Consider the following 19,303-nt stretch of genomic DNA (forward strand, 5'->3'; position numbering starts at 1 on the left):
TCACACCGGCCGCTCGACGCGCGCCCACGGGGTGAGCCGGCGGCCGATGCCCGCGAGCACCAGGTCGCAGACCAGCGCGAGCAGGAGGCACAGCACCGTCGCGGTCATGATCTCCGCGTGGTAGTTGCTGCGGAAGCCGCGGAACATCAGCTGGCCCAGCCCGCCGTAGCCGACCACGACGCCGACGGTGACCAGCGCGACCGTGGTCACCGTGGCGAGCCGGAGCCCGGCGACGATGCTGGGCAGGGCCTGCGGCAGCTCGACCGCGAACAGCAGCCGGGCGCGTCCGTAGCCCATGCCGCGCGCGGCGTCGCGGACCGCCGGGTCCACCCCCTGCAGGCCCACCAGCACGTTCCGGGTGAGCACGAGCAGCGCGTAGGACACCAGGCCGATGAGCACGGTGGTGCGTCCGATGCCCGTGTACGGGGCGAGGATCGCGAACAGGGCGAGGGACGGCACCGTGTACAGGACGCCCGCGACGCCCAGCACGGGTCCCGCCAGCCGCGGGCGTAGGTGCGCCAGCGCGCCCAGCGGCAGGGCCAGCACGAAGGCGATGACGACGGCCTGGAACGTCAGCGACGCGTGCTGCTCGAGCGCGCGCGCGATGTCCTGTGCGTTGCGCTCCACGTACTCCCACGAGAACCACGGGTTGGGTGGAGCCTGGGCCAGCCGCATGGCGCGAACGTACCGGGGGCCACCGACATGTGCAGGATCACGCGGGTACCGTGGCCGCCCGCCGATGCGCCTGTCGGGGCCAGGCGCTAGCGTCCGGGAGGTGGCAGACGACGCGGCGATCGCCTTCGAGCACGTCAGCAAGTCCTACGCGTCCGACCGTGGGGCGTCGGGGGCGGCCGTCGACGACCTGTCGCTCGCGGTCAGCCCGCACGAGGTCCTCGTCCTGGTCGGGCCGTCGGGATGCGGGAAGTCGACCACCCTGCGCATGGCCAACCGGCTCGTCGAGCCGACCTCGGGTCGCATCATGCTCGAGGGGGAGGACGTCACGTCGGTGGAGCCCGTGGGCCTGCGGCGCCGGATGGGCTACGTCATCCAGAACGTCGGCCTCTTCCCGCACCGGACGGTCGCGCAGAACGTGGCCACCGTGCCGGGACTGGTCGGCTGGGACCGCAAGCGCACCGCCGCGCGGGTGGAGGAGCTGCTCGCCCTCGTCGGCCTCGACCCGGACCGGTACGCCCGGCGCTTCCCGCACGAGCTGTCCGGCGGGGAGCGCCAGCGCGTGGGCGTGGCACGTGCCCTGGCCACGGACCCGCCGGTGCTGCTGATGGACGAGCCGTTCGGCGCCGTGGATCCCGTGGGCCGCCGGCGCCTGCAGACCGAGTTCGCGCGGATCCAGCGCGCGCTCGGCATCACCGTGATGCTGGTCACGCACGACATCGACGAGGCCGTGCGGATGGCGGACCGGGTGGCGGTGCTGAGCACGGGCGCGCGCATCGAGCAGCTCGCCTCGCCGCTCGATGTCGTCGCCCGCCCCGCGACACCCGCCGTCGCGGACCTCGTCGGGCGCGGGCGCACGGCCCGGCTGCTGGCGCTGGGCCGGCTGGAACGCCCCGACCTCGACCCGCCGGTGCAGGACGGCACCGCGGCGCCGCTCGTCCTGGGCGTCGAGCTGGGCGACGTGCTCGCCGCCCTGGTGGGCGCGAACGGTCCTCTGCCGGTGCACGATGAGCACGGGCGCGTCGTCGGCAGCGCGACCCCCGCCACGGTCGTCCGGGCGCTGGACCGGCTCACCGAGCCGGACGACGAGACGAACGGCACGACCGCCGACGGCCCCGCCCTCGGTACGCTGCGGACGTGACCACGACGACGGCCCGCCTCGCGCTCGCCACCTGCGCCGAGCTTCCCGAGCTCGACCCCGACGACCAAGCCCTGCGCGACGCACTGCGGGAACGCGGCATCGCGACCGACGTCGTCATCTGGGACGACCCGACCGTCGACTGGGGTACCTACCCCCACGTCGTGATCCGGTCCACCTGGGACTACACCGACCGGCCGGCCCAGTTCGGTGACTGGACGCGTCGGGTCGAGCGCACGAGCACGCTGCTCAACCCGGCCTCGGTGGTGGCCTGGAACATCGACAAGACGTACCTGCGCGACCTGGACAAGGCCGGCCTGCCGATCGTGCCGACCATCTGGCTCGACCCGGAGCGCAACCACAACTCGCGCGCCATCCACACGCGCTTCCCGGCGTTCGGCGACTTCGTCATCAAGCCGACCGTCAGCGCCGGCGCGCGGGACACCGGCCGGTACGACGCGGGCGTCACCCAGCAGCGCTCGCTGGCGATCACGCACGCCAAGAACCTGCTCAGCGTGGGCCGCCGCGTGATGATCCAGCGCTACCTGCGCAAGGTGGACACGGTGGGGGAGACGGCGCTCGTGTTCATCGACGGGCAGTTCAGCCACTCGGTGCGCAAGGGCGCCCTGCTCGACGGGCCCTACCGCGCGGAGGAGGCGGACGAGCTGTACCGCCACGAGACCATGTCCGCGCGCGACGCCAGCGACGCCGAGCGCGAGCTGGGCGAGCGCGTCGTCGCCGCCCTGCCGGAGATCGTGCCCGGCGGCGACGGGCCGCTGCTGTACGCCCGCGTGGACCTGATCCCCGACGACGAGGGCAACCCCGTCGTCCTCGAGGTCGAGCTCACGGAGCCGTCGCTGTTCCTCGCGCACGCGGAGGGTTCGGCCGCCCGGTTCGCCGACGCGATCGCCGCACGGCTCTGACCTCGGCGGGACGTGGCCCAGGCCACTGTCCGCCGGTTCCAGAAGTGCTCCCGGGCTCGGGTACACTTCTCGACGCCCCGCCGTCCGCGGTGGGGGATCGTGGTGGCTATAGCTCAGGTGGTAGAGCACCTGGTTGTGGTCCAGGGGGTCGCGGGTTCAAGTCCCGTTAGCCACCCCATCGCGTCGGGCGTCGACCATCTGGTCGGCGCCCGTCGTCGTTCCCGGCCGCAGCCCGCGGGGATCCGCGGGCTGCGGCACCGGTCAGCCGTCCGAGAGCAGCGTGCCCTTCACCGAGGTCGCCACCACGTCGGCGGCGATCTTCTTGGCGGCGGCGGAGTCCGGGCCGGGCTGGGCGGGGAGCAGCGCGGCGCGGTAGTAGCGGAGCTCGTCGATGCTCTCCAGGATGTCCGCGAGCGCGCGGTGGCCCCCGTTCTTGCGGGGAGACGCGAAGTACACCCGCGGGTACCAGCGGCGGGCGAGCTCCTTGATCGACGACACGTCGATCACGCGGTAGTGCAGGTGCGCGACGAGCTCGGGCATGTCGCGGTCGAGGAACGCCTTGTCGGTGCCTACCGAGTTCCCCGCCAGCGGGGCCTTGCTCGGGTCCGGCACCCACGCGCGGATGTACTCGAGCACCGTGGCCTGCGCCGCCTCGAGGGTCGTGCCCGTCGACAGCTGGTCGAGCAGCCCCGACGTGGTGTGCATCGTGCGGACGAAGTCGCCCATCTGCTCGAGCGCCTCGGGCGGCGGCGCGATGACGACGTCCACCCCCTCGCCGAGGACGCGCAGCTCGGAGTCCGTGACCACGGCGGCCACCTCGACCAGGGCGTCGGCGGCGAGGTCGAGCCCGGTCATCTCGCAGTCGATCCAGACGATGCGGTCGGAGCTCTCCTGTCCGGAGGGGGCGGGCGTGGTGGGCGGGGTGGTCGGCGTGCTGGTCACGCTTGCCAGCCTAGGGGTCGCCATGACCGTCGTGCGTTCGTGCGGGCGGCATGCCGCGGTTAGCGTCGTCGCATGTCGGACGAACCCGCCCTCGCGCCTCCGAGCTCCTCCGCGTTCGCCACGCTGCGCGAGCGCCCGCGGCTGTGGGCCGTGCTGCCGGGCGTGCTCCTCGTGGTCGTCGGGCTCGCGGTGTTCTTCGTGGTGCTCGACGGCGTGCAGGAGAAGGACGACCTCTGGGACCTCGACCAGCCGGTGCTCGAGTGGCTCGTCGCGCACCGGACGGCGGCGTGGACCACCGTGCTCGCGGCCATCACGTTCGTGACCGGTCCGACGGTCCTCCCGTTCATCGTCGGGCTCGCGTGCCTGGTGTGGGGTCTGGTCCGCCACGAGTGGTGGCGGCCGCTGCTGCTGGCGGGGGCGATGATCGCCTCGACCCTGATCTCGTTGGCGGTCAAGGGCCTCGTGGGCCGCGCGCGGCCGCCCGAGGACACGATGTACGTGCCCGGTGCCGAGACGACGGCCTCGTTCCCGTCCGGGCACACCATCGGCACCGCGACGTTCCTGCTGGTGGTCGGCTACCTCGCCTGCAGCCGGACACCGTCGGTGACGCGGATCGTGGTGAGCAGCATCGTGACGGTGGTCGGCACCGCGCTCGTGGCGGTGAGCCGGCTCTACCTGGGCTACCACTTTCTCACGGACGTCGTGGCGGCGGTGGCGCTCGCGATCGGGGTCCTGGGCGCGGTCTCGGTCGTCGACCGGCTGCACACGCTCGCGTTGCGCGCGGGCTGAGCGGCTACCGGCGGTCGTCGGGACCGGGCACGGTCGACGCCAGCCAGGCGGCGAGGGGGACCAGCACGGCCACCGCACCCGCGATCCACAGGCTCGCGGTCCAGGACGTGCTCGCCCAGCGCAGCACACCGAGCGTCCCGGCTCCGGCCACGACGCCGAAGCCGATCCGCTCCAGCCACACGACGACGTGCCGCGCGACGCGCGCCCGCAGGGGCGCCTTCGCCGTGGGGTCAGGGGTGTTGTGCCGGCCCATCAGCGGCGCCCGGGGCGTGCGCAGGCTCGGGTCGACATGGCGACATGGTGGCACGCATGGCGATGGGCGCGGACCTCGTCCTCGGGGAGGACCGGTCCGCGCCCATCGGGGTGCGGGTCACCGCGCGTCGAGCGCGTCGACCAGGGTCGGCGGGTGCGCCGTGGCGCGGGTCGGATCCGGCGGTCGACCGGTGTTCTCGGCGTGCCGTCTGTCGGCGCGCGGCTGCGCCCGCGTGCGGGTCTGGCGGGAGTGGGCAAGGCGCTCGGAGTGGTCCTGGCGCGCGAGCTCCAGGGAGATGGTCGGGTTCACGGTGTGCTCCTGGGCATGACGAGGCCCGGGCCGGAGCCCGGACGATGTGGGTGGTGTGGGACCACTCAACCGCGGAGATGTGGCGCGGGTCACGGGATTTTTCCGGCCGCGTCGGGCCGTCGGGCGGTGGTCCGCGCACCACCGCGCTGCTCAGCAACCCACGACGCCAGCAGACCAGGTCCGAGCTCCGACGGGCGCGGACGTTCCTGCTGGCCGCAGCCGCGCGTGGGCGCCCCCGGCAGGACTCGAACCTGCAACCTACGGATTAGAAGGCCGTTGCTCTATCCATTGAGCTACGGGGGCCTGGACCTGCGCCCCACAGCCTATCGGCGGGCCTGGGGATCCTCCGCTCGGGACGAACCGGACGTGCCCGTCCAGCGTGGCGCGTTTTGCCAGGTCAGGTCGCACCGCGACAATGGGTGGGTGAGCGCGCAGCCCGGCACGGCGCCAGTGCAGCCTGTGCAGACCGCGCGGCCGCTGGCTGCACACGCACGCCATGCCGCCTCCGACCCACGGGACGTGCTCGCGCGCCCGCTCGCGGCGACCTCCCTGCTGGACGCGGTCCGCGACCTCCTGCGTGACGTCGAGCGCACCGGGTTCCCGCTCGAGATCGACGGCATCACCGCGGCCCGAGCGTCACGGGCACGGCTCGTCGACCAGCTCGGGGAGCACCTGGTGCCGCGGCTCACGGAGCTGTCGGCGCCCGCCGTCGTGGTGGTCTCCGGGTCCACCGGAGCCGGTAAGTCGACGCTGGTCAACTCGCTGGTCGGCTCGGAGGTGAGCACCGCGGGGGTGCTGCGCCCGACCACCCGGCGCCCGGTGCTGGTGCACAACCCGCTCGACGCCGAGCTCCTCTCGCACCACCCGGTCCTGGAGTCGGTGACCGTGGTCGCGGACGACCAGGTGCCGCGCGGCATCGCGCTGCTGGACGCCCCGGACCTCGACTCGGTCCTGGAGTCCAACCGGGAGTCGGCCCACCGGCTGCTCGAGGCCGCCGACCTGTGGTTGTTCGTGACGACCGCGGCGCGCTACGGCGACGCCCTGCCGTGGCGGGTGCTGCAGGGTGCCGTCGAGCGGGGCGCCTCGGTCGCCATGGTCCTCAACCGCGTGCCCCCGGCGTCCCTTCCCACCGTCCGCGGTGACCTCCTGGACCGTCTGCGCAGCAACGGGCTGCAGGGGTCACCGCTGTTCGTCATCCCCGACCTCGGTCCCCACGAGGGGCTGCTCCCGCCGGCGGTCGTCGCGCCGATCCGGCGCTGGCTCGCGATGCTGGCCGGTCCGGACCGTGCGCGGACCGTGATCGGCCGGACGCTGCGCGGTTCGCTCGCGGCGCTGAAGCCGTGGGTCGACGAGCTCGCCGAGGCCGTGCAAGCGCAGGCCGACGCGGCGGCCACCATCGCCACCGCGCTCGACGCGGCGACCGAGGCCCCCATCGCGCAGGCGGCGGCGTCGGTCCGAGGCGGCGCGGTCGCCGATGGTGCCGTGCGGGCGCGCTGGGCCGAGCTCGCGGCGGACGGCGGGCCGCTGGGCCGGGTGGTCCGGGCGTCCGGACGCATCCGCGGGTCGGCGCGCGAGGGGCGCGCGCGGGAGGCCGCGGTGGAGCCGCTCGTCGAGGACCTCATCCGGTCGGTGACGGCCACGCTGACGGCCGCCGGCGCACACGCCGAGGAGAGCCTGCGCGCCGCGCTCACCGGTCCGGACGCGCCCCAGGGCGGCGGTTCCGTCGACGCCGCCTGGGCACCGCCGCGGTCCGCTCGTCGGACCGCCGCCGAGCAGGCCGCCCGTGCCTGGACCGCACAGGGCGCGCGGGTGGTGCGCGCCGCGCTGAGCGTCCCTCCTGTGCAGACGACCGCCGACGGCGTCGCGCGGTCTCGCCGTGACCAGGCCCGGGACCTGCGGCGGCGGGGCAAGGCCGAGACGGCGCTGGGGGACGGCGGCCTGGCCGCCGTTGCCCTGGCCGCGGCCTCCGGTGTCCGAGAGGCGCACGACCTCCTGGTGGACCTGGTCGACGCGGCCGGTGAGCGCGCGATCGACGAGCTGCGCGACGACCTCGTCGCCCGGGCCGCTGCGCAGGTGGCCGCGGAGCGCGCGACGGTCGGTGAGGTGCTGGCGGACCCGGACCTCGCCGAGGACGCCGCGTCGCGGCTGCGCCTGCGGCTCGCCGTGCTGAAGGGGCTCACGTGACGCAGACCACGAGCGGACCGCTGCATGGGGAACAGACCGCGGCGCTGGAGGCGCGGGTCGCCGCGCTCGACCGGGCACTCGCGGTCGGCGGCGACCGCCTCGCGCCCACCGTCGCCGAGCGCGTCGCCGCGACGGTGGACAGCGTGCGGCAGCGGCTCGCCCTCGGCGTCGACCACACGGTCGTCGCCCTCGTGGGCGGGACGGGCTCGGGCAAGTCGAGCTTGTTCAACGCGATCTGCCGGCTGGACTTCGCCGATGTGGGGGTGCGTCGGCCGACCACGTCGGAGGTCACCGCGTGCGTGTGGGGCGACGACGGAGGTCCGCTCCTGGACTGGCTGGGCGTCGTCCCGGACCGGCGGATCGAGCGCGAGAGCCTGCTCGACGGCGAGAGCGAGGCGCCGCTTCGCGGGCTGGTGCTGCTCGACCTGCCCGACCACGACTCCATCGAGCCCGAGCACCGCGAGGTGGTGGACCGCCTGCTGCCCCAGGCGGACCTGCTCGCCTGGGTGGTCGACCCGCAGAAGTACGCCGATGACGCCCTGCACACCGGCTATCTGCGCCGGCTCGTCGGGCACGAGGCCTCCATGGTGGTCGTGCTGAACCAGGTGGACACCGTGCCGCCCGACGTGCGCCCCGCGCTGTTCGCGGACGTCGAGAACCTCCTGGTCGACGACGGGCTCACCGGGGTGCCCGTCCGCGAGGCGTCCGCCCGCACCGGTGAGGGTGTGGACGCGCTGCGCGAGCTCCTCGCGACCGTGGTCAGCTCGCGCTCGCTCGCCGCACAGCGCGCGAGCGCGGAGCTCAACGACGCGGCCGCCCTGCTCGCCGCCGAGGTCGCCGCGCGCGAGCCCGCACCGTCCGTGCTGTCGGTCACGGAGGTCGTGGACCGGTTGTCGGCCGCGATCGGGCTGCCCGCGGTGGCGGCCCGGGTGGGGTCGGCCGTGCGTGGCCGGTCCGCCGCGCCCCCGGGGTTCGGCACGGTCCAGGAGGATGCGGTCGAGCTCGCGCGCTCGTCGTGGCTCGACGCCGTCACGGCCGGGCTGCCGCGCCGCTGGAGCCTCGACATCGCCTCGCGGGTGGCGTCGACCGCCGAGATGCGGCTCGCGGTGACCGACGCGCTCACGCAGCTGACGCTGTCCGCGCGACGTTCCGTCCTTGCGCGCGCGCTCACCGTCGCCGCCGTGCTGCTGGGGGGCGCCGCGGTGCTCGTCGGAGCGGTCGCGGTCGGTGGTGCCATGGGCCCCGGCGAGGCGAACCCGTGGGCACCCGCCGGGGCGGTGGCGCTGCTCCTCGCCGCCGTGGTGGCCGGTCTGGCCGCCGCCGCCGCCCGCAGGTCCGCCGCCCGACGGCGGGAGGCGCGGGTGCTGCAGGAGGGCCGGACCGCCCTCGAGAACGTGGCCCGCGCGCGGCTCGCCGTGCCGACCGAGGCGGTGCTCGCGGAGCACCGCACGGTGCGCGAGCTCGCGGCCGCTGCACAGGGCTGAGCCGCCCACAGCCCCTCCTGTGGTGCGGGCGGTCCACCGTCGCACCGCGGCTTCCTCCGGCCGCCGTGTCACTGGTCGAGCCTGGTCGCACGAGCCCCGCACCCGCCGGGGCGCACCGCACCGGAGGTATCGCATGAGCACGCAGTCCCTGGACCTGACCGTCGTGGGGTGGATCGGCACGGAGGTGCGGATCCACCACGAGTCCGACGGCGGGGTCCCGTTCACCACGTTCCGGCTGGGCAGCACCCGCCGCTGGCTCGACCGGCAGGCCGGCGTCTGGCGGGATGCGCAGACCGAGTGGTTCAACGTGAAGGTCTGGCGCACCACCGCGCTGAACGCCGCCCGGTCGCTGCGCAAGGGCGACCCCGTCATCGTGCAGGGGCAGCTGTCCACCGAGGAGTGGGTCGGCGCCGACGGGCCCCGCACGTCGCTGGTGCTCGAGGCGAGCGCGCTCGGACCCAACCTGGTGTTCGGCAGCAGCCACTTCGCACGCACCATGAGCCCGGCCGTGGCCGACGCCGACGGTGTGCCCGCCGACGTGTCCGGACTGGAGGAGCTCGCGGAGGATGCCGAGCTCCCGGAGGACGTGCCGGACGGGGCCGGTGCGGCACCCGTGGCGGACGACGAGCAGGAGCTCGCACTCGCCCGCACCAGGTGATCGCCTAGGCTGGTGCACCGGCAACCCGACGACGACGGCCGGTCGGACCGCGCGCTCCTGCGGCGCGGTCGACCAGCCTCGCGGGTGAGCCGAACAGCATCGCCCCCATCAGCGAGCGTGCGGGCGAGCCCATCGAGCACCGAGGCGGACGAAGAGCCAGTGGCTGAGTTCATCTACTCCATGTACAAGACGCGCAAGGCGCACGGCGACAAGGTGATCCTCGACGACGTCACCCTGAACTTCCTGCCGGGCGCGAAGATCGGTGTCGTCGGGCCGAACGGCGCCGGAAAGTCGACGATCCTCAAGATCATGGCCGGTCTCGACCAGCCGTCGAACGGTGAGGCGCGGCTGAGCCCGGGGTACACGGTCGGCATCCTGCAGCAGGAGCCGCCCCTGAACGAGTCGAAGACCGTGCTCGGCAACGTCGAGGAGGGCGTCGCCGAGATCAAGGGCAAGCTCGACCGGTACAACGAGATCTCGGCGCTGATGGCCGAGCCGGACGCCGACTTCGACGCGCTCCTGGCCGAGATGGGCCAGCTTCAGGAGGCGATCGACGCCGCCGACGCCTGGGACCTCGACGCCCAGCTGGACCAGGCGATGGACGCGCTGCGCTGCCCGCCGCCGGACGCCGACGTGACCGTGCTGTCCGGTGGTGAGCGGCGCCGGGTCGCGCTGTGCAAGCTGCTCCTGGAGAAGCCCGACCTGCTGCTCCTGGACGAGCCCACCAACCACCTCGACGCCGAGAGCGTGCTCTGGCTCGAGGCGCACCTCAAGGACTACCCCGGCGCCATCCTGGCCGTGACCCACGACCGGTACTTCCTCGACCACGTGGCCGAGTGGATCTGCGAGGTCGACCGCGGCCGCCTGTACCCGTACGAGGGCAACTACTCGACGTACCTGGAGAAGAAGGGCGAGCGCCTCGCCATCCAGGGCAAGAAGGACGCCAAGCTCGCCAAGCGCCTCAAGGAGGAGCTGGACTGGGTCCGGTCCAACGCCAAGGGCCGGCAGACCAAGTCCAAGTCGCGTCTCGCGCGCTACGAGGAGATGGCGGCGGAGGCGGACCGCACCAGGAAGCTGGACTTCGAGGAGATCCAGATCCCGCCGGGCCCGCGACTGGGCTCGATCGTGCTGGAGGCCAAGGACCTGCAGAAGGGCTTCGACGGGCGCACGCTCATCGACGGTCTGAGCTTCACGCTGCCGCGCAACGGCATCGTGGGCGTCATCGGCCCGAACGGCGTCGGCAAGACCACGCTGTTCAAGACGATCGTCGGGCTCGAGCCGCTGGACGCGGGCGACCTGAAGATCGGCGAGACGGTGTCGATCTCCTACGTCGACCAGTCCCGTGGCGGCATCGACCCCAAGAAGACGCTGTTCGAGGTGGTCTCCGACGGGCTCGACTTCCTCAAGGTCGGCAACGTCGAGATGCCCTCCCGGGCCTACGTGGCCGCGTTCGGGTTCAAGGGGCCGGACCAGCAGAAGCCCGCGGGCGTGCTGTCGGGCGGTGAGCGCAACCGCCTCAACCTCGCGCTCACGCTCAAGCAGGGCGGCAACCTCCTGCTGCTCGACGAGCCCACCAACGACCTGGACGTCGAGACCCTCGGCTCGCTGGAGAACGCGCTGCTCGAGTTCCCCGGCTGCGCCGTCGTGGTCTCGCACGACCGGTGGTTCCTGGACCGGGTGGCGACGCACATCCTCGCCTACGAGGGCACCGAGGAGAACCCCGGGAACTGGTACTGGTTCGAGGGCAACTTCGCCTCCTACGAGGAGAACAAGGTCGAGCGGCTCGGCGCCGACGCGGCCCGCCCGCACCGCGTGACGTACCGCAAGCTGCGTCGCGACTGACGGCACCACCGGGCCGCCCGTTCCCCCCGGGGGAGCGGGCGGTCTCGTCGTCGGCGAGCCGCCTGCGACCTGCGCAGATACGCTGCACCAGACCTGAGAGGCGGTACGGCGATGGGGCACGACGAGCTGGTGGGCGCGCTGCTCACCCTGCGCGGCCGCGTCGCGGAGCTGCGCCTGCCGCTCGAGACCGCCAGCGCGCCGGTCGCCCGGGCGGACCGCACGCGCGTCCTGGACCAGCTCGACGACTACCTGCTGCCCCGGCTGCGGGACCCGGGCGCGCCGGTGCTCGTCGTCGTCGGCGGCAGCACCGGAGCCGGCAAGTCGACCGTGGTGAACTCGCTGGTCGGCGCGGAGGTCAGCCCGTCGGGCGTGCTGCGCCCCACCACCCGTTGGCCGGTACTCGTGCACCACCCGCTCGACGTGCGCTGGTTCAGCTCCGACCGGGTGCTGCCGTCCCTGACGCGCGCGGACGCGGCGGGGGAGAGCGCCCTGGCCGGGGCACGGCCGGGGCTCCGGCTCGTCGCCTCCGAGGCGGTGCCCGTGGGGCTCGCGCTGCTCGACGCGCCCGACGTGGACTCCGTCGAGGAGGGCAACCGGGTGCTCGCCGCGCAGCTGCTGGGTGCGGCGGACGTCTGGCTGTTCGTCACCACGGCGGCGCGGTACGCGGACGCGGTGCCGTGGGAGCTGCTGGCCGACGCGGCGCGTCGTGGCACCCATCTCGCCCTCGTGCTCGACCGGGTGGACCCCGGCGCGGAGTCCGCGGTGGGCGAGCACCTGCGCCAGATGCTCGCGGATGCGGGCCTCGCGTCCGCCACGGTGCTCGTGATCCCGGAGGTCGAGCTCGAGGACGGGCTGCTGCCGGAGGCGGCGATCGGCCCGATCGCGGACGTCCTGACCAGGACCGCGACGGACCCGACGGTGCGCGCGGCGGCGCTGGCCGAGACGTGGGACGGCGCGGTGGCCGACGTGTCCCGCCGGGCGCTCGAGCTCGCGGCCGCGGCCGACGAGCAGCGGGCCGCCGACGCGCGGCTGCGGGCGGCGGTCACCGCGGCGTACGCGACGGCGTCCGCCCAGATCGCGCACGCGACGTCCGACGGGTCGCTGCTGCGCGGCGAGGTCCTGGCGCGGTGGCAGGACGTGGTCGGCACGAGCGAGTGGTTCCGCTCGCTCGAGCAGGGGGTGTCCCGGCTGCGCGACCGCGTGGTGGGCTTCGTGCGCGGACGGCGTCCCGCGGAGCCGGCGCTCGTCGAGGCTGTCGCCCACGGGCTGTCGGCCGTCATCCAGGACGCGGCGGAGGAGGCAGCCGAGAGCGCCCACTCCGCGTGGCGGCACGACCCGGCCGGACGGGCGCTCCTGGACGGGCTCGCCCTGTCCCGCGCGTCGGCGGACCTGCGGGCACGCACCGCGGACCATGTGCGGGCCTGGCAGGGGGACGTGCTCGGCCTGGTGGAGGAGGAGGGCGCCGACCGCCGGACCACCGCGCGCGCGCTGTCCTACGGCGTCAACGGGCTCGGCGCAGTGCTCATGGTGGCCGTCTTCGCGTCCACGGGCGGGTTGACGGGCGCCGAGGTGGGGATCGTCGGCGGTTCCGCGCTGCTCGCGCAGCGGCTGCTCGAGGCCGTGTTCGGCGACGAGGCGGTGCGCCGGCTGACGCAGGAGGCGCAGGCGCGCCTCGCCGCACGCACGGATGCCCTGCTGGCGGAGGAGTCGTCGCGCTTCACGCGGCAGCTGGACGCCACCGGGGCGGCCGGGAGCGAGGGCGCCGACCTGCGGGCGGCCGCGGCGGCGGTCGGCGCCGCGATGGCGAGCCGCACCGCGACCGCGGCCTGGGCCGGAGACGTCCCGGCCGGCGGCGGGGGTCATCTGCGCGGGACGGGGGCGGTTGCCCGGTCGTCCGTCGAGACGGAGCCCGAGGAGCCGCGCCCACGATGGTGGTCCCGCTGGCGCTGGGGTAACGGGTGAGGGCGTCCGCCGGCACGCTGGCCGGCAGGGTCGCCGCCCTGGACGAGGCGGTCGGCCTCGCCCGCGGGCGGCTCCCCGACAGCACGCTGGACGAGCCTGCGGCGGTCGTGGCCCGCGCCCGCGACCGGGCCGCCCTCTCCGGCGAGTACACGGTCGTGGCGCTCGCCGGCGCGACCGGGTCCGGCAAGTCCTCGCTGCTCAACGCGCTCGCGGACGCGCGCATCGCAGAGCCCGGCGTGCGCAGGCCCACCACGGGGCGACCGGTCGCCGTGATCGTCCCGGCGAAGGGCGAGCCGGACCGGCAGGGTGCGGACGAGCTGCTCGACTGGCTGGACGTGCGCGACCGGCACGTGGCCACCAGCCCGGTGCTGCAGGAGTCCGCCACCGGGCTCGTCCTGCTCGACCTGCCGGACCACGACTCCGTCGTGACCGAGCACCGCACGATCGCGGAGCGCCTGTACGAGCGGGTCGACCTGCTGGTGTGGGTGGTCGATCCGCAGAAGTACGCGGATGCCGCCCTGCACGCACGCTACCTGCGCGGGCTGCGTGACCACGCCGGCGTCGTGGTCCTCGTGCTCAACCAGGCCGACCGGCTCGGTCCCGCCGACCAGCGCGCCATGGTGGCCGACCTGCAGCGGCTCGCCGCCGAGGACGGGCTCGGCGCCTCGCCGGTGCTCGCGGTCAGCGCCTCGACCGGGTCGGGGGTCGGGCAGCTGCGTGACCTGCTGGCCGGCGCCGCCCAGCGACGGCGCGCCGCGACCGAGCGCGTCACGGGGGACGTGCGGCTGGCGGCGCGCGGGCTGCTGGAGGCGTGCGGCACGCCGCCGAGCAGGCGCCGGGAGGCGGGCGCGGCCACCGCGCTGGTCCGGGCGTGGGAGACGGCGGCGGGCGTCGACGAGGTCGCGAACGCGGTACGGGGCTCGACCAGGCGCTCGGCCCGGGCCGCGACCGGCTGGCCGGTGACGCGGTGGGTCGCCCGATTCCGCCCCGACCCGCTGCGGCGGCTGGGGCTCGGCCGTGAGCGCAGCCAGGCCGGGCACGACGACCTGCTGCGCTCCTCCCGGGCGGCGCCCGCCGCAGGGGAGCGCGCCGCCGCGCTGAGCGCCGTGCGCACGTACGTCGACGCCGCGACCGCCGGGGCGCCCGACCACTGGGTGCTGGCCGCCCGGTCCCGCGCGGCCGACCTCGACCTCGACGACGTGCTGGACCGGACCGTCGTGCGGGTACCCGTCGGCACCGTGCGCGTGCCGTGGACGTGGCGGCTCCTGGCGCTCGTGCAGTGGGTGCTGCTCGCCGTCGCGGCGGCCGGCCTCCTGTGGCTGGTGGCCCTCGCTGCGATGGGCTGGCTGCAGCTGCCGGTACCGGAGACGCCGATGTGGTGGGGCTTCCCCGCGCCGACCGTCCTGCTGGTCGCGGGGGTGCTGGCCGGGTGGCTCGTGGCTCTGGTCGGCCGGGTCCTGGGCGCGCTCGCGGGGCGGCGGCGGGCCGCTCGCGCACGACGACGCCTGGGCGCGTCGGTGGCGCAGGCGGTCGACGACCACGTCGTCGCACCGGTCGCCGCGGAGATGGACGCCCTCGCGCGGTGCCGGGCGGCGGCTGCGGCTGCGGCGTCCTGAGCGCTCCTAGGATCGTCCGCATGACTCGCCTCGAGGTGCCCGTGCAGCTGCGCTGGTCGGACATGGACGCCTACCAGCACGTCAACAACGTGGAGATGCTGCGGCTGCTCGAGGAGGCCCGGATCGAGGCGTTCTGGAGCCACCCGGTGGCGGCCGACGGCAGCCGGGTGGAGAGCGCGTGGCCCACCGCCGTCATCGACGCGGGACCGGGGGCGGACGTGTCCACGCTCGTCGCCCGCCAGGAGATCGAGTACCTCAAGCCGCTCGGCTACCGGCGGACCCCGGTGATCGTCGAGATGTGGCTGGGCCATCTCGGCGGTGCGAGCCTCGACGTCTGCTACGAGGTGCGGGATGCGGGACCGGACGGTCCCGAGCGGGTCACCTACGCGCGGGCGCTGACCACGCTGGTGCTGGTCTACGCCCGCACGGGCGCCCCGCGGCGGATCGACCCCCAGCAGCGCGCCGCCTGGTCGCAGTACCTGGAGGAGCCGGTCACGATCCGCCGGAGACGCTGACGCGCCGGTCGGTCCGGGCGCGCTCGGCCGTCTCGGCGGCCCGCGCGATGTTGCGCTGCATCCCACCGAACACGATCCCGTGGAACGGGTACACCGACCACCAGTAGACCTGGCCGAGCAGGCCCTTGGGGTGGAACAGGGCGCGCTGCGCGAACACGGTCGGTGCCTCGTCCGGGCCGCCGGCCTCGTCGGACGGCTCCACGCGCAGCTCCAGCCACGCCAGCCCCGGCACGCGCATCTCGGCGCGCAGCCGGATCAGGGAGCCCTCCTCGATGGCCTCGACGCGCCAGAAGTCGACGGCGTCGTCGACGAGCAGCTGGTGGGGGTCGCGCCGCCCGCGGCGCAGGCCCGGTCCGCCGACCAACCGGTCGGCCAGCCCGCGGATCCGCCACGCGAGCGCCCACGAGTACCAGCCGCTGTCGCCGCCGACCGCCTCGAGCACCCGCCAGAGCGCCGCCGGGGAGGCATCGACCGTGACCCGGCGCTCGTCGACGAACAGCGAGCCCCCGGCCCACTCGGGGTCGCTCGGCAGCGGGTCACTGGGGGCACCGGGCACGGCCGCCGACGACCACCGGGTGGTGACGGCCGCGTCCTGGATCCGCTGCAGCGCCAGGCGGACGGCGCGGTCGAACCCGATGAGGCCGTCGGGCGGGTCGGGCACGTACTGCGCGATGTCGTGCTCGTCGCACACCACCTCGTGCACCAGCGACTCGACCAGGGGCCGGGCCAGACCGCCGGGCACGGGCGTCACCAGGGACACCCAGAGGCTGGACAGCTTCGGCGTCAGCACCGGGACCCCGACGATCAACCGTCGGTTGAGGCCCGCCGCGTCGGCATAGCGCTGCATCATCTCGCGGTACGTCAGGACGTCCGGCCCGCCGATGTCGAACCCGCGGCTGACCTCGGGGGGCATGGCCGCGGAGCCGACGAGGTAGCGCAGGACGTCGCGGATCGCGATGGGCTGGATGCGGTTGTCCACCCAGCGCGGCACGGTCATGGCGGGCAGCCGCTCGGTCAGGTAGCGCATCATCTCGAACGACGCCGACCCCGAGCCGAGGATGACCGCGGCTCGCAGCACGGTGGTCGGAACCCCGCAGGCGAGGAGGATCTCGCCGACCTCCGTGCGGGACGCGAGGTGCGGGGACAGGTCCTCGCCCTCCGGGTAGAGCCCGCCGAGGTACACGATGCGCCCGACGCCGGCCTCGCGCGCCGCCTGACCGAACACGAGCGCGGTGTGCCGGTCGGTGGACTCGAAGCTGCGCCCCGAGCCGAGCGAGTGGATCAGGTAGTAGGCAACCTGCACGCCGTCGAGCGCGGCGCGGATCTGCTCCGGGTCTGCGGCGTCAGCCGCGACGGTCTCGACGTCGGCGTACCACGCCCGCCCGCGCAGCCGCTCGGGGTGGCGGGCCACCGCCCGCACCCGGTAGCCGGCCGCGAGCAGCTCCGGGACCAGCCGGCCACCGACGTAGCCGGTCACGCCGGTGACGGCCACCAGGGGTGCGTCCGGGCGGGGGCGGCCGTCGTCTCCCGGTCCGGGGACCAGGCCGGCGAGCGTCTCCGCCACCGGCGCGGGCACGAGGTCCTCCGGGCTCAGACTCATCTGGGCAGTCTGCGCCGCCGGTTCCCGGCCCGCACCCGGTCAGGACAGCAGCGCGAGCGTCGACTTCTCGGCGACCGCCTGGGACCGCGTGGGGCGGATGGTCTGGCCCCGCTCCCAGGATTCGATGACGCGCGGGTCGATGTACGAGGACCGGCACACGGCCGGGGTGTTCCCCAGCTCCTCGGCGACGTCGCGCACCACCTGGGTGAGCACCCGGCGACGCGCGCGCTCCGAGGCCGGCGGGGGACCGGCGGCGGCGAGCCCGCGCGCGGCGAGCACGGTCGCGTGCCACGTGCGGAAGTCCTTCGGCGTCGCGTCCGGGCCCAGCCGCAGCTTCACGTACGCCGCCACGTCCGCGCTCGTCACGTCGTGCCAGCCGGCGTCGTCGCACCAGGCGAGCAGCTCCGGGCCGTCGTCGCGGCGCCGGGTGAGGGTCCTGACGAGCGAGGCGACCACGTCGTCCTCGACGACGGTGTCGCGGACCTGCCCGGACTTGGCGGGGAAGTTCAGGTGCACCCGGCCCGGATCGCCGTCGTTCTCGGGCGGCAGGACGCGCACGTGCGAGCGCAGGAGCGTCGCGAGCCCGTACGAACCGTGCTGGAGGGCGTATCCCTCGCCGCCGACCCGCAGGTAGGCGAGGTCGAGGAGCCGGAACGCGAGGGCCAGCACCTTCTGCTTGGGCATCCCGTCGAGCTCGAGGTCCGCCTTGACGCGGCGGCGGGCCGCGGGCAGGCGGCGGGCGACGTCGAGCACGTGGTCGTGCTTGAGCCGCCCCCGGCGCAGGGTCCACTGCTGGTGGTACAGGTACTGGCGCCGCGCGGCGTCGTCCAGCCCGGCGGCCTGGATGTGGCCGCTGGGCCACGGGCAGATCCACACGTCGCGCCACGCGGGCGGGATGGCCAGCGTGGTGATCCGCTCCAGGTGCTCCTCGTCGACGATGCGGGTCTTGTCGACGTCGAGGTAGACGAACCCCCGGCCGGCGCGACGTCGCGACCAGCCGGGGGTGTCGATGCGGACACGGCGCAGACGAACCATGGCGGAAGTCTCACCCGGCAGCCCACGTCACGCGCGGCGAGCCTCAGTCCGGGAAGCGGACCATGCCCTCCTGGCCGATCGAGGCGACGAGCGTGCCGTCCTGGGTGAACACCCGGGCGGCGCTCAGCCCGCGGCCGCCCTGGGCGCTGGGCGTCGACTGCACGTACAGGAGCCAGTCGTCGACCCGCACGTCGCGGTGCCACCACATGGCGTGGTCGAGGCTCGCGATCGACAGGCCCTCGGTCATCCACGAGCGGCCGGCCCGGCGCAGGATCGGCTCGAGCATGACCTGGTCGCAGGCGTAGGCCAGCAGCGCGCGGTGCAGGAGCTGGTCGTCGGGCAGGGCGCCGCGCGACCGGAACCAGACCGCCTGGTGCCCGGTGGGCTGCTCCGCCGGGTGGACGTAGATGGAGCCCTCGACGTGCCGCACGTCGAAGGCCGCCTCCTGCGTCCAGAACTTGGCCACGGGGTGGTCGACGCCACCGAGCAGCTCCAGACCCGACGGCACCTCGTCGGGCCCGGGGATCCCGGAGGGCATGTCGTCCGCGTAGTCGAAGCCCGGCTGCTGCTCCTGGAACGACGCGATCATCGACAGGATCGCCTTGCCGCCCTGCAGGGCGTGCGTGCGACGGGCGGTGAACGAGCGGCCGTCCCGCAGTCGCTCGACGCTGAAGGTGATGGGCTCGCGCACGTCTCCGGCGCGCAGGAAGTAACCGTGCAGGGAGTGCGGGAAGCGGTCGTCGGGTACGGTCCGTCCGGCCGCCAGCAGGGCCTGCGCGAGCACCTGGCCGCCGAACACCCGGCCGCCGGGCTGCGGCAGGCTGTGTCCGGTGAACTGGTCCGCGGTGCTGGGGTCGTCCTCGAGCCGGAGGATGCCGAGCACGGAAGAGATCGGGTCGGGCGCGTTCGTCATGGTTTGCAGGGTCTCATGAGGTACCCCTGCCGACCGTGGTCGAGGCGGCGTGACGTCGGTCGCAGCGTCGGTCGCGGCTCAGTCGTCGAACGTGTTGAGCATCGAGTGCGCGGCGCGCTCGAGGTAGTCCCACAGCTGCGCGCGGTGCATCGGGGCGAGGTCGAGGGAGTCGACCGCGGCGCGCATGTGCAGCAGCCACCGGTCACGCGCGTCCGGGTTCACCTTGTACGGCGCGTGACGCATGCGCAGCCGCGGGTGCCCGCGCGCGTCGGAGTAGGTGGTGGGCCCGCCCCAGTACTGCTCGAGGAACAGCGTGAGCCGCTCGGCGGCGGGCCCCAGGTCCTCCTCCGGGTACATGGGTTTGAGGACGGGGTCGCCGGCGACGCCGCGGTAGAACTCGTCGACCAGGGCGACGAAGGTCTCGTGCCCGCCGATCGCCGCGTAGAAGGAGTCGGATCTCACGCAGTC

18 protein-coding genes and 2 tRNA genes are annotated in these 19,303 nt (G+C 74.5%); 11 read left to right on the forward strand and 9 right to left on the reverse strand.

The features are described from left to right. Positions 1–675 carry an ABC transporter permease gene (locus KG102_RS05765; protein ID WP_208214085.1) on the reverse strand — a complete coding sequence of 225 codons (675 nt, stop codon included), beginning with the start codon at positions 673–675 and terminating at the stop codon, positions 1–3. Positions 676–739: 64 nt separating this feature from the next. Here KG102_RS05765 and KG102_RS05770 point away from each other — a divergent pair, with 64 nt between their 5' ends. The 3 genes from KG102_RS05770 (at position 740) to KG102_RS05780 (ending at position 2,911) form a co-directional block, all read left to right on the forward strand. Then, entirely contained in the window at positions 740–1,813 is a 1,074-nt protein-coding gene (locus KG102_RS05770; protein WP_208214083.1) for an ABC transporter ATP-binding protein, read from the forward strand. After that, positions 1,810–2,733: an ATP-grasp domain-containing protein gene (locus tag KG102_RS05775; protein ID WP_208214081.1), complete on the forward strand. Its 924-nt coding sequence runs from the start codon at positions 1,810–1,812 to the stop codon at positions 2,731–2,733. The genes KG102_RS05770 and KG102_RS05775 overlap by 4 nt, the downstream gene beginning before the upstream one ends. 102 nt (positions 2,734–2,835) lie before the next feature. Next, positions 2,836–2,911, forward strand: a tRNA-His gene (locus KG102_RS05780). A gap of 83 nt (positions 2,912–2,994) precedes the next feature. On the opposite strand, the gene orn is transcribed toward KG102_RS05780, so the two are convergent. Then, positions 2,995–3,675, reverse strand: coding sequence for an oligoribonuclease (gene orn, locus KG102_RS05785; RefSeq protein WP_249667487.1), 681 nt, complete (start codon positions 3,673–3,675; stop codon positions 2,995–2,997). Between the two features lie 72 nt (positions 3,676–3,747). On the opposite strand from orn, the gene KG102_RS05790 reads away from it, so the two are divergent. Next, entirely contained in the window at positions 3,748–4,464 is a 717-nt protein-coding gene (locus KG102_RS05790) for a phosphatase PAP2 family protein (RefSeq protein ID WP_208214078.1), read from the forward strand. Between the two features lie 4 nt (positions 4,465–4,468). Here KG102_RS05790 and KG102_RS05795 read toward each other — a convergent pair whose 3' ends face one another. From KG102_RS05795 to KG102_RS05805, 3 genes are all read right to left on the reverse strand, one after another. Further along, entirely contained in the window at positions 4,469–4,717 is a 249-nt protein-coding gene (locus KG102_RS05795; RefSeq protein ID WP_208289296.1) for a hypothetical protein, read from the reverse strand. A gap of 117 nt (positions 4,718–4,834) precedes the next feature. Then, complete coding sequence (locus KG102_RS05800) at positions 4,835–5,026, reverse strand: hypothetical protein (RefSeq protein WP_208214074.1); 192 nt, start codon at positions 5,024–5,026, stop codon at positions 4,835–4,837. A 230-nt stretch (positions 5,027–5,256) separates the two neighbouring features. Continuing rightward, a tRNA-Arg gene (locus KG102_RS05805) sits at positions 5,257–5,329 on the reverse strand. Between the two features lie 120 nt (positions 5,330–5,449). Here KG102_RS05805 and KG102_RS05810 point away from each other — a divergent pair. From KG102_RS05810 to KG102_RS05840, 7 genes are all read left to right on the forward strand, one after another. After that, positions 5,450–7,210 (forward strand): GTPase, encoded by a 1,761-nt coding sequence (locus tag KG102_RS05810; protein ID WP_208289295.1) that lies wholly within the window; start codon positions 5,450–5,452, stop codon positions 7,208–7,210. Next, entirely contained in the window at positions 7,207–8,694 is a 1,488-nt protein-coding gene (locus KG102_RS05815) for a GTPase (protein ID WP_208289294.1), read from the forward strand. The genes KG102_RS05810 and KG102_RS05815 overlap by 4 nt, the downstream gene beginning before the upstream one ends. Positions 8,695–8,827: 133 nt before the next feature. Beyond that, positions 8,828–9,352, forward strand: coding sequence for a single-stranded DNA-binding protein (locus tag KG102_RS05820; RefSeq protein WP_208289293.1), 525 nt, complete (start codon positions 8,828–8,830; stop codon positions 9,350–9,352). Positions 9,353–9,511: 159 nt separating this feature from the next. After that, a complete protein-coding gene (ettA, locus tag KG102_RS05825) occupies positions 9,512–11,194 on the forward strand; it encodes an energy-dependent translational throttle protein EttA (RefSeq protein ID WP_208214068.1) in 1,683 nt (560 codons plus the stop codon). A 111-nt stretch (positions 11,195–11,305) separates the two neighbouring features. Continuing rightward, positions 11,306–13,156, forward strand: coding sequence for a dynamin family protein (locus tag KG102_RS05830; RefSeq protein ID WP_208289292.1), 1,851 nt, complete (start codon positions 11,306–11,308; stop codon positions 13,154–13,156). Continuing rightward, positions 13,153–14,772, forward strand: a complete 1,620-nt coding sequence (locus tag KG102_RS05835; protein WP_208214065.1) for a GTPase — start codon at positions 13,153–13,155, stop codon at positions 14,770–14,772. The genes KG102_RS05830 and KG102_RS05835 overlap by 4 nt, the downstream gene beginning before the upstream one ends. 20 nt (positions 14,773–14,792) lie before the next feature. Then, positions 14,793–15,287 carry an acyl-CoA thioesterase gene (locus tag KG102_RS05840; protein ID WP_208289291.1) on the forward strand — a complete coding sequence of 165 codons (495 nt, stop codon included), beginning with the start codon at positions 14,793–14,795 and terminating at the stop codon, positions 15,285–15,287. On the opposite strand, the gene KG102_RS05845 is transcribed toward KG102_RS05840, so the two are convergent. From KG102_RS05845 to KG102_RS05860, 4 genes are all read right to left on the reverse strand, one after another. After that, positions 15,265–16,887 carry an SDR family oxidoreductase gene (locus KG102_RS05845; RefSeq protein WP_208289290.1) on the reverse strand — a complete coding sequence of 541 codons (1,623 nt, stop codon included), beginning with the start codon at positions 16,885–16,887 and terminating at the stop codon, positions 15,265–15,267. The two genes, KG102_RS05840 and KG102_RS05845, sit on opposite strands and share 23 nt — an antisense overlap. A gap of 39 nt (positions 16,888–16,926) precedes the next feature. Next, positions 16,927–17,922 carry a DNA topoisomerase IB gene (locus KG102_RS05850; RefSeq protein ID WP_208214060.1) on the reverse strand — a complete coding sequence of 332 codons (996 nt, stop codon included), beginning with the start codon at positions 17,920–17,922 and terminating at the stop codon, positions 16,927–16,929. 43 nt (positions 17,923–17,965) lie between these two features. Then, complete coding sequence (locus KG102_RS05855; RefSeq protein WP_208289289.1) at positions 17,966–18,835, reverse strand: acyl-CoA thioesterase; 870 nt, start codon at positions 18,833–18,835, stop codon at positions 17,966–17,968. 78 nt (positions 18,836–18,913) lie between these two features. Next, entirely contained in the window at positions 18,914–19,297 is a 384-nt protein-coding gene (locus tag KG102_RS05860; protein WP_208289288.1) for a globin, read from the reverse strand. Between the last annotated feature and the right edge of the window lie 6 nt (positions 19,298–19,303).

It is taken from the genome of Cellulomonas fengjieae, from assembly GCF_018388465.1.
Taxonomy (GTDB): domain Bacteria; phylum Actinomycetota; class Actinomycetes; order Actinomycetales; family Cellulomonadaceae; genus Cellulomonas; species Cellulomonas fengjieae.